The sequence below is a fragment of the Synechococcus sp. KORDI-100 genome (genome assembly GCF_000737535.1).
Taxonomy (GTDB): Bacteria; Cyanobacteriota; Cyanobacteriia; order PCC-6307; family Cyanobiaceae; genus Parasynechococcus.
The window spans coordinates 2,777,981-2,789,000 of sequence record NZ_CP006269.1; the positions used below are offsets into that span (position 1 = coordinate 2,777,981).

At 49.9% G+C, this 11,020-nt stretch carries 5 protein-coding genes; 4 read left to right on the forward strand and 1 reads right to left on the reverse strand.

What is annotated here, in order from left to right; translation table 11 throughout:
* Positions 1 to 683: 683 nt before the first annotated feature.
* Complete coding sequence (locus tag KR100_RS14260; protein WP_239420469.1) at positions 684 to 3,419, forward strand: Ig-like domain-containing protein; 2,736 nt, start codon at positions 684 to 686, stop codon at positions 3,417 to 3,419.
* 84 nt (positions 3,420 to 3,503) lie between these two features.
* Here KR100_RS14260 and KR100_RS15215 read toward each other — a convergent pair whose 3' ends face one another.
* Positions 3,504 to 4,715 (reverse strand): S8 family serine peptidase, encoded by a 1,212-nt coding sequence (locus KR100_RS15215; RefSeq protein ID WP_071839959.1) that lies wholly within the window; start codon positions 4,713 to 4,715, stop codon positions 3,504 to 3,506.
* A 588-nt stretch (positions 4,716 to 5,303) separates the two neighbouring features.
* Here KR100_RS15215 and KR100_RS14270 point away from each other — a divergent pair.
* The 3 genes from KR100_RS14270 to mnmG are packed head-to-tail and all read left to right on the forward strand — an operon-like array spanning position 5,304 to position 10,996.
* A complete protein-coding gene (locus KR100_RS14270; protein WP_038547451.1) occupies positions 5,304 to 5,936 on the forward strand; it encodes a hypothetical protein in 633 nt (210 codons plus the stop codon).
* Positions 5,933 to 9,043 (forward strand): hypothetical protein, encoded by a 3,111-nt coding sequence (locus tag KR100_RS16995; protein WP_156098140.1) that lies wholly within the window; start codon positions 5,933 to 5,935, stop codon positions 9,041 to 9,043. Before KR100_RS14270 ends, KR100_RS16995 begins: the two co-directional genes overlap by 4 nt.
* Positions 9,044 to 9,070: 27 nt before the next feature.
* Positions 9,071 to 10,996 carry a tRNA uridine-5-carboxymethylaminomethyl(34) synthesis enzyme MnmG gene (gene mnmG / locus KR100_RS14280; protein WP_038547453.1) on the forward strand — a complete coding sequence of 642 codons (1,926 nt, stop codon included), beginning with the start codon at positions 9,071 to 9,073 and terminating at the stop codon, positions 10,994 to 10,996.
* The last annotated feature ends 24 nt before the right edge of the window (positions 10,997 to 11,020 follow it).

Consider the following 11,020-nt stretch of genomic DNA (forward strand, 5'->3'; position numbering starts at 1 on the left):
TGACGGACACTGATGACACCGGGCCCTCAATCAGCAACATCAGTTCCACCAAAGCAGACGGGGAATATGGAATCAACGAAACCGTTGCGATAACCATTGAATTTACGGAAGTGGTGACAGTGATCGAGTCAGGAGGAACCCCTTATCTGACATTAGAAACGGGTACAAACGATCAGGATATCTTCTACAGCAGCGGCAGCGGCACTAACACGCTGTCTTTCGCTTACACCGTCGTTTCCGGCGACATCTCTGCTGATCTTGATGTTCTCTCGAAGACGGCACTGTCAAGCAACGGAGGTACGATCCGCGATGCCGCGGGTAATGATGCTGTTTTGACCCTGCCGACTCCGGAAAGCAGTAATTCACTGTCAGCCAACAAAGCGATTGTCATCGATGGAGTAGCACCGATTCTCTCATCACCCTCGCCGATCGATGTCAAAGAAGATGCAAATAACGGTTTAGAGTTGCACGATTTCAATGATCTTTCCGGTGGAGACACAGATGAACTGGGGGATGCACTCACGTACTCAATACAATCTGGAAATACAGACAGTATTTTCGGCATTAGAACAAACAACGGGAAACTAATCGTTCAGGACAATTCATTACTCGATCATAGCCGTTCCGAAACACACTCCCTCGAAATTCAGGCATCAGATGGATGCAACACCGCAACAACATCGGTGACCATCAATGTCATCGACGTCAACAACAGTCCTGTCGCCACAAATGACTCAATCAGCGTCAACGAAAATTCAACAGCCGAGCAAACGAATTCAGCCAATGGGATCCTCAGCAACGATACCGACAGCGATAATGATTCATTAACAATTGAAAATTTCAGGACAGGGTCTGAATCAGGAAGCGGCGATTACGGAATTCTTGGCTCATCTCGCGAAGGAACCTTTGGCAGCCTGACACTGAATGGAGATGGAACATACAGTTACGTTGCCGACCTCTCCGAAGCTGATGCTCTTGCGGCAGGAGTGACAGGAACCGATGTATACACCTACTCAGTTTCCGATGGTAAAGGAGGGGACACTGGGGAAATTAATTTCACAATTACTGGTGTCAACGATGCTCCACACATTGTTGATGCCATTGCTAAAAAGAAGTACACAGAAGGCCAAGGAGCAACAATTATTATCGACGGCTCACTGTCCGTGACTGACGTCGACGACAGTACCATTGAAAGCGCATCCGTCACGATTTCATCGGGATATCAAACATCAGAAGATATCCTTGGATTTAGTAATACATCCGAAATCAACGGGTCCTGGGATGCTGCCTCTGGACAATTATCGCTAACTGGCACAGCAACAAAAAGTGCCTATGCCGCCGCACTCGCGACGGTAACCTACAGCAACCGCGATGACCTGAATCCCGTACTAGGTCATAGAACAGTGAGCTGGCAGGTGAATGATGGCAGCGCTGCATCAAATACAGCATCGTCAATAATCGACGTTGGTGGCGTCAACGATTCACCAGAAAGTCTGAACGACACAGGATCAGTTGATGCAGGATCCAGCCTAAATGTATTGGCCGGATCCGGACTGTTAAGCAACGACACGGATCCTGAGTCCGATAATTTATTCGTGTCTGATATTCGTACAGGTAGTGAACATCAATCCGGCACCGATGGAAGTGTTTCCTCAGCACTGACAGGGAGCTACGGCGAACTGACTGTCAGCGCAAACGGGTCTTACACCTACAGCGCCAACCAGGCGGCTGCAGATGCCTTGGCCGAAGGTAGCACCGCTATAGATGTGTTTACTTACACCCTAAATGATGGAACCGACGAAGACCTGGGTGAGCTAACGATCACGGTGACAGGAACCAACAATGCTCCAACCGGTAGTGACGATTCCAAACCGGTGAATGAGAACGAATCCATCAATGTCAGCGCAATAACCGGCGTCCTGATCAACGATAGCGATGTCGACGGAGACGATCTAACTATCACAGCAGTGGAGAAAGCAAGCGGTGCTTCCAATCGAAGACTTTCAAGAGATTCAGCAAGGGGCAAGAAGAAAAATAGAAAATTATCCTTCCGATCAAGAGGTTCGGAGCTTTCCTCAAGCACGCTTCCGCAGCTCACTGGAACCTATGGTGAATTAACGCTCAATAGCGACGGCTCCTTTGTTTACGATGCCAATCAATCGGCAACTGACGCTCTCAATGAAGGAGATTCTGTCACTGATTCTTTTACATACACCATTTCAGATAGTAAAACTACAAGCTCAGCCACCCTTGAGATGAATGTGACAGGCATCAATGATTATCCGACCATTGCGTCCCTTTCACAAGGAACCATCAGCGAGATTGAGGGTAGCTCTCAAACTCAAACATCGGGTTTAAGCAGCACCGTAACAGCGACGGATGTTGATACCAATGCCAGCCTTGAATTCGGAATCCTCGGCGGCTCAACCATTGACAGCACCTCCAGCCTCGCTGGCGACTACGGCACACTCGAACTGGATACATCAACGGGGGAATATACCTATACCCCTGACTCCAGCAGCATCGAAGCTCTCAATGCGGGCCAGTCAGTTTCAGACCTATTCCGAATCAGCGTCTCCGACACCATGGCGCTAGACAGTACAGAATTTCAAGTCTTGATTACAGGCGCATCGGAGCAAGCGCGTAGAAATGGTGGTGGTGGCAGGAACAATACCAATGATCAAGACACACAGACTCCAGAACCCCAAGCACCCAAAAAGGATCGACCAGAGACAAAAACGCCGCCACTTTTTCCATCATCAAAACCTGAAAATTCCACAATTCCAAGCGAAAAAACAGCGAAAGTTGGAGTTGGCCTTCCTTGTGAATTCAAGCGTCAAAAAAATAATGACGGCAAGTTACTCATTACAGGCAGCCACTGTAATGATACTTTTTCAGGAGGAGATAAGCATGATATTTTACGTGGTGGTCAGGGTACTGATAATATCAATGGCCGGAAAGGAAAAGATCTCCTGCGTGGGCATCAAGACGCCGATACGATCTTCGGTGGACGCGGACGTGACAGTATCGCTGGGGGACGAGGAAATGATCTCTTACGAGGCAAGCGTGGCCATGATCGAATCAATGGGAAAAAAGACCACGATATGATTCGAGGCGGACGCGGAAAAGACAAACTCCGCGGAGGAGAAGGAGAGGACACACTTCGCGGAGGGTCCAAAAATGACACGCTGATTGGTGGACCAGACGCTGATCATTTCTACCTCTCGCCAGGACGCGATCAAATCAAAGATTTTTCCAAAAAAGAAGGTGATCACATTATCAATAAACGAAATTTTGAAATCACAATTCAACAGATTGGCGCTCATCTTTTGATAACGGATCGCGACCGAGGTCTTCACACCAAATTAATCGGAATAGAAGCTGATCAATTACTAGAGATCTACCCAGAATGGGGTTAGCTGATTTGTGGGTAATACCGTATAAATCTGTCTCCGCACTAGTAAGAGAGAAGTACTACTGAAAAATCAAAATGTTATTCACGCCTAAAAATCAGAGTTAGAGAGCGAGACAAAAGCATCCCACTCGACAGTCTGAAAAAGATTCAGGCCTTTGACTTCGTCAAGGATATTGGCAGCCTTCAAGGGTTCTGCAAAAACACGATGCTTCGCCTTATCTATGGAGCGCGCCCTTGATTGAGCCTTTTCTCCGAGAGAAAAGACAGCAATATTCTCGAATGGCCATTTGATGTCCTCCACATCATTAGTAAAATTACAATTCAACTGAGCAGCAACATCCTGCTGACTCATCCCGTGTGTGTCATCAACAACACCGATAAAACGACCATAATTGATCAGTGGGTCGGTCGATCCACGAGCAAGACGGCGTGACATAGATGTATCCGGTGCCAAAACTGAGGGAATCACGTACTTACCAGCCAAAGCGCCACCTGTGGAACTTTTTCTAACAAGTTGGGGCGAAGTCTTCGCCTTTTTGAACAGTAATTTTTCAACAACTAAAGGCTGCGCATTAGGTTTTTTTAGGAGAACATTCGCTGCAAATGCTGTCACCATGGGGGCTGCCTGAGATGTACCACTCTTTCGGGAACGCTCAGTCAACGAAAAAGCATTGGAGCTTAATATGTTCTCACCTGGCGCAAACAAATCAACTGTTTTTGAACCATAGTTAGAAAAAGGTGCCGCCGAACCATCGGACGACGTTGCGCCCACAGAAATCATTCCAGGAACATTCGCCGGCGTACTAGGGATAATGTCATTGTTATTAGCATCATTGCCTGATGCTGAAATAAAAACAACTCGATGTCTCTTCATTCCGATTCGAATGGCCTCCTCCATAAACGCAAATTCAGATGGTGGAGGTCCAACGACACCAAAACTATTATTAATGACTTTGACGCCATTATCCATCGCATAGGACCAGGCAAAGAGCGCATCCGACAGGACACCGTTTCCACGATCGTCGAGCATTCTGATAGGAAGAATTCTGGCCTTTGGCGCAAGTGATGTCACAATCCCTGCGACATGAGTTCCATGTCCGTTGGGATCTCCATTGTTCGCAAGATCCTCCTTTAAGCCACTAGATCGAAAAGTGTCAAAACCATGGACATCATCAATGGCACCATTACCATCATCATCTTTTCCATTTCCCGATATTTCATCAGAATTTCTCCAAAGATGATCAATAATATCTTGATGTTTAAGATTGACTCCAGTGTCAACAATAGCAACAACAGCCATATCTAAATGAAAGCAACCTCCTCAATCACATTATGACACCACATGGCCAAAAAAGGGCATGAGCAGCATAGAGCATGGAGAATAAAGAATTATTAAATAACATTGAGTCATTCGCAGTTCAAGAGTCAACAAGACGATAATACTAAAAAGCTACGCTCCGATTAATCAGAAACACTAGTTAGACTGAAAAGTTTGAGGTACGAACTCCGCACAGATTTCGCCTAACGACTAGGATGTCCATAGGGTAATCAACGAGCTGATCAATCGGTCATTGAGAGCCCACCCGATTCTTGGAATCTAACTTAATCGATCAGTGTGATGCGTGTTGATCAAACAATCCTCAGCACGAATCAAAAGAGTCTCATTCTTTGAAGTAAGTAACAACGCTTGTAATTAAGCTCCTCAGTACAGGATAATTAACAGCAAACGGGGCAGTCCGGATCTGAACATACGCTAGACATCTAGTTCGAGCGGAGCGTCCAATCTGTCGTGTTCTAATTCTATGCCTAAAGTGGTTGTACCTATAGATGTCCTGAGCCATCAAGCGGCTCGGTTCTCACCACACTCAGCCCAAGGTTTCCAACGCAGGTGTCTCTTGGTGATCAGTTCGCTCAGATTTGGCTAGAGCAGCAGCTAGGGTGGGTTCATAAGAGACGTTTCGGGAGAGCAGCGCTGGGCAAGCTCAAGATCAACGCCAGCGATCCTTCCGAAGCTTTGCACACACGCATGGACCGACTGATCCAACGGCACAGATGTGATCTCTCAACAGTTGAGGTACTGCCAAGCAGCCTCATGCCCGGGGTTGCTAAATCTTATGAACAAAGGACAAATAAATATTACCCTGATCTTAACAAGCATTGGCTGAAAATTGTCGAAGAAAAAAACGTCTCATTCCTCCTCATCACAGAATCTAGTCAGAATTTTGATGCTCAACTGAATGCAAATGATGCGAAGAATTACGGAAGTAACTCATTAATATATTTAATTCTCACGGATCCAAAAATGCAATTTTTAAGCAGCAGTTCAAACAAGCAAGTTCATAGCCTAATCTTTAATAGAAATCATTGGATCAAGTCAAATTTCGAAAGCCAGACGAATACTACTGGTGGTGATATTACTCCCTACATCGTCGATAGTGATGGCCACATTTGCTTTGCAGCAAAGTTTCACATTCATGCATATTTCCCAATGATCATTAAAAGCATTAGCGCCATTCAATGACATCCACTCTCTTCAACAAGGCGCTGCATTTTGATGGTACGGGTGGTGCCTACTTAAAGCGACAAGATGCAAACGCCGACCACTCACCTTTATCACGACTTTCTTTTAGCAGTCCGGAAAGTCCGCCAAGCAACGTAACTGACGGAAAGACTGGCAGAAAAAGCCAACCATGGGCTTCAAGCATTATCTTCAAAATTGAGTCAATAGACTCAAGCAACTCCTCAATACTATGGAGCAAAGAAAGCAATAGCAATGATCATATAACACTAGAACTCGATACATCAGGAAAGCTCGTTTTTACGCTTGGTCGTGTCACAGACGGCAACTACATTAAATTCACGTCAGCCAACAGCTTGGCGATAGACCAATGGAACGCAATATATATCGACTACAACGGCGGAAGAACCAGAGAGACAGACAATTACAGCAGTCGATTTAGAATCAAGAGCATTGATCTTTCCGATGGAACTTCAACAGATTTAGCATCTAGTGGAACATGGCAAGCATTTGGAAACGGGAGCAGAAATAACGTCTCAGGCTCACTCCTTGTAGGAGCAAATAGCTCAGGAACCAACAACTTTTCTGGTGACATAGCTGCATTTTCAGTTGCCACTCTCAAGCAGAATACCAATCTTCCTGACGACACAGAAGTCGATAAGTTTGTTAGGGATCCGAAAGCATGGATAACGGATTACAAAGATGGTCAAACTTATAGATTCCCATCACAAAGGACAAATCAATCAACAACTTTTGCCAGGAGCGGTTTCGATCGGAACCACACAAACTCTGCCGCAGCAACACAAGTCTATCTCTTCGGGGATAACATTTGGCTTGGAGCAGATCAGTATAATACGGCTATAAAAAATAGAGTCTATCCCGGATACGACAAACCCCAACTTCATAATGGCAATGCAACAAACTTCAGCTCTGCATCATTTACATCAATCTATACGCCACTAAGTCCATCGATTTCATCAGTCAGTTCGTCAACAACGAACGGCTCCTATGGAATTGATGATGAGATCACCATCAACGTTGAGTTTTCAGCGGCTGTCAATGTCGTCACAACAGATGGAACACCAACTTTAGAGCTAGAAACTGGAGATACAGATCGCACAGTCGATTATTCCTCAGGTACTGGGACAACAACCCTCACGTTCACATACACGGTGCAGGACGGAGACACTTCTAGTGATCTCGACTTCACGGGAACATCCGCACTCGCACTCAACAGCGGCACCATCAAAGCCAGCACCGGGGCAGCGAATAATGCAAATCTCACCTTGGTATCGCCGGGAGCTGCAAATTCACTCGGGGCTAATCAAGAACTGGTTATCGACGGCTCCGCTCCTACCGTTCAATCCGTCAGCAGTTCCACCGCTGATGGCACCTACAAAACCGGCGACACGATCACCATCAACGTCGTCTTCTCTGAGGCCGTCACCGTCAACACCACGGGCGGTACTCCCCAACTCACCCTCGAAACCGGAACCACCGATCAAGTCGTCAACTACTCATCTGGATCGGGGACCACCGCCCTCGCCTTCTCCTACACCGTCCAAGCCGACGATTCCTCCGACGACCTCAACTACGAAACCACCTCCTCCCTCGACCTCAACGGCGGCACCATCCAAGACGCCGCAGGCAACAACGCCACACTCACCCTCCCGGCGATAGACGGCAGCGATTCCCTGGCCGGCACAAGCGCCCTCGTTATCGACACCACTCCATCTCCAAGCCCGTCTCCAAGCCCGTCTCCAAGCCCAAGCCCCGACCCATCTCCAAGATTTCCAACGCCTACTCCTTCGCCAACACCAACACCTGCTCCATCACCAACACCAACGCAAAAGTCCGATCCTTCCCCAACTCCTAATCCAACTCCAACCAATCCAGACAACTTCAATCCCCCCAACATAGTCCTAGATATCAACCAAATTGGCAAGCAAAAAGGGAAAGCTGCTTACAAAATCAACCCTAACTCAAAAGTATGTCAGGCAGTTCTCAATTTTAACAATCAAGCCACTGGGGACGACACAGAAGAATCAGGAGAAAGGCTCAGTTACAGAATCACAAAGGGGAATAGGAGAGGACTTTTCAATATCAGTAACACAGGCATTCTTTCATTTATCAGACAAGAAAAAGCATTCAAAAAAGAGACTCAAATTCTCCCTCTCACCATCAGCATCAATAGCAGCAAACGGCCAGAAGCGACGACCACCCAGGTCGTGGTTGTACTCCCGGCGAAACCCAATGCAAAGAGCTCATGCAATCGCAGAATCTCTAAGCCCAATAAACAAGGATTCCGGCTCTTCGGAGGCGCCTGTGATGACACCTTCAAAGGGCGTAACACATACACAGCATTACACGGAAAAAAAGGGCACGACAGACTCATCGGCCGTGGGGCTAATGATTCTCTTTATGGCGGACAAGGCCACGATACGATGCATTCGGGAGCAGGGGACGATCTCCTTCATGGACATCAAGGCCATGACCTCCTGCAAGGAAAGAATGGCGACGACATGATCAAAGGCCATTCAGGCCATGACACTCTCGGTGGCGGCGTCGGCAACGACACCCTGAAAGGGGGCTCGGGTGATGACCATCTCAATGGCCACAAAGAAGATGATCTACTCCGTGCACGCATAGGCAATGATCAACTCCGAGCTCATTCAGGCAGTGACACGCTGCGCGGAGGTCAAGGCAATGACACACTCAGGGGTGGCTCTGGCAACGACACATTGGGTGGGGGCTCTGGTGACGACACCCTGACCGGTAAAAAACACAATGACCTCCTCCGTGGACACGTTGGTAACGATCTTGTAAGTGGACATTCAGGGAATGACACACTTCGAGGAGGACGGGGCAACGACACCCTCATTGGCGGCAGAGGGGCTGATCAGTTCCGACTATCAGAAGGAAATGATCAAATCCTTGATTTCAAACCCCATCAAGGCGACACCATTCAGATGCCCGCATCCTTGAACCTGCAGTTCATCCCAAAGGATCCACATCTCCTCCTGCTCGATTCCTCCCAAAAGATCCACACGACGCTCAACAACACGTCTCTTGAGGAATTGGTCAATAGTCAGCCTGATTTAGTGAATTGATCGACAGCTCCTGCAGATAATGAACACATGACCATCTCTGACGCCCCAACGGAATCCTTCGACGTGATCGTTGTCGGTGGCGGTCATGCCGGTTGTGAAGCAGCGATTACGACGGCACGACTTGGGCTCAACACCGCACTGTTCACCCTCAACCTCGACCGCATCGCCTGGCAGCCCTGCAATCCAGCCGTCGGCGGACCCGCGAAGAGTCAACTGGTCCATGAAGTGGACGCTCTCGGCGGCGTGATAGGACGCCTGGCCGATGCCACCGCCATCCAGAAACGGATCCTCAACGCAAGCCGCGGCCCCGCCGTCTGGGCCCTGCGTGCCCAGACCGACAAACGCCTCTACTCCCGCCAGATGCTGCAGCTGCTGCAACACATCCCCAACCTGGCGCTGCGCGAAGCGATGGTCACAGGCCTGGAGACGACCGGTGAGGACCATCAGCGACGCATCACCGGCATCCGCACCTACTTCGGAAGCATCTATGCAGCCGAAGCGGTGATTCTCACCACCGGAACATTTCTGGGGGGACGGATCTGGGTGGGCCACCAGTCGATGCCCGCGGGCCGGGCTGGTGAACAGGCTGCAGAAGGCCTTACCCAAGCTCTACAGGAACTCGGCTTCCACACCGACCGACTCAAAACCGGAACCCCCGCCCGCGTCGATCGACGCAGCATTGATCTTGATCAACTGCAGGAGCAACCCAGCGATGCAGCCGATCGCTTTTTCTCCTTTGATCCATCGGCATGGGTGAGCGGTGAACAGGTGAGCTGCCACATCACCCGCACCACCGCAGCAACACACCAACTGATCCGAGACAATCTGCATCTCACGGCGATCTACGGCGGCGTGATCGACAGCAAAGGACCACGCTATTGCCCCTCGATTGAAGACAAGATCGTTCGCTTTGCGGATAAGGAGAGCCATCAGATCTTTCTTGAGCCGGAAGGTCGCGACACTCCGGAGATCTACGTCCAGGGCTTCTCAACCGGCCTGCCGGAGCCGATCCAGTTACAACTGCTGCGCACCCTGCCAGGTCTGGGACGGTGCGTGATGCTGCGCCCCGCCTATGCGGTGGATTACGACTACCTGCCCGCCACCCAACTCAAGCCCTCCCTTGAGACCAAACGCATCCGAGGTTTGTTCAGCGCAGGGCAACTCAACGGCACCACCGGCTACGAGGAAGCCGCCGCGCAAGGCCTCGTTGCCGGGGTGAACGCCGCCCGCAGTATCGGCGGCCAGGAGCCCGTGCACTTCCCCCGTGAAGGCAGCTACATCGGCACGATGGTCGATGACCTGGTGAGCCAGGATCTGCGGGAGCCCTATCGGGTGCTGACCAGCCGCAGTGAGTACCGGCTGATCCTGCGGGGGGACAACGCCGACCGACGTTTAACACCTCTGGGACGCGACCTCGGCCTGATCGATGACCGGCGATGGCAACTGTTCGAAGAGAAACAGCAGACGATGGAGGCCGAAAAGCAACGGCTCGAAACAGCGCGGCTGAAAGTGAGCGACCCAGCAGCTCCTGTTGTCGAACAGGAGACGGGAGCCGTGATCAAAGGGTCCATCACCTTGGCAGACCTGCTGCGACGTCCGGGCATGCATGCCGACGACCTCGTCCGCCATGGCCTTGCTGACGCCAACCTGCCGTTGTCGGTTCGCGAGGGAGCTGAAATCGACATCAAATACAGCGGTTATCTGCAGCGCCAACAGCAGCAGATCGACCAGGTGAAGCGCCAGAGCCAGAGAAAGCTCCCTGCGGATGTGGTCTATGCCGACATCGAGACCCTCTCTCGAGAAGCACGGGAAAAGCTGAGTGCGATTCAACCCACCACCCTGGGACAGGCTTCACGGATTCCGGGAGTCAGCCAGGCGGACACCACCGCATTGCTGATGTGGCTGGAACTGCGCCGGCGCAGCAACCTCGCCACTGCCAGAGAAGCTCGATAGCTTTGGAATCATCGGGCTTCGGCC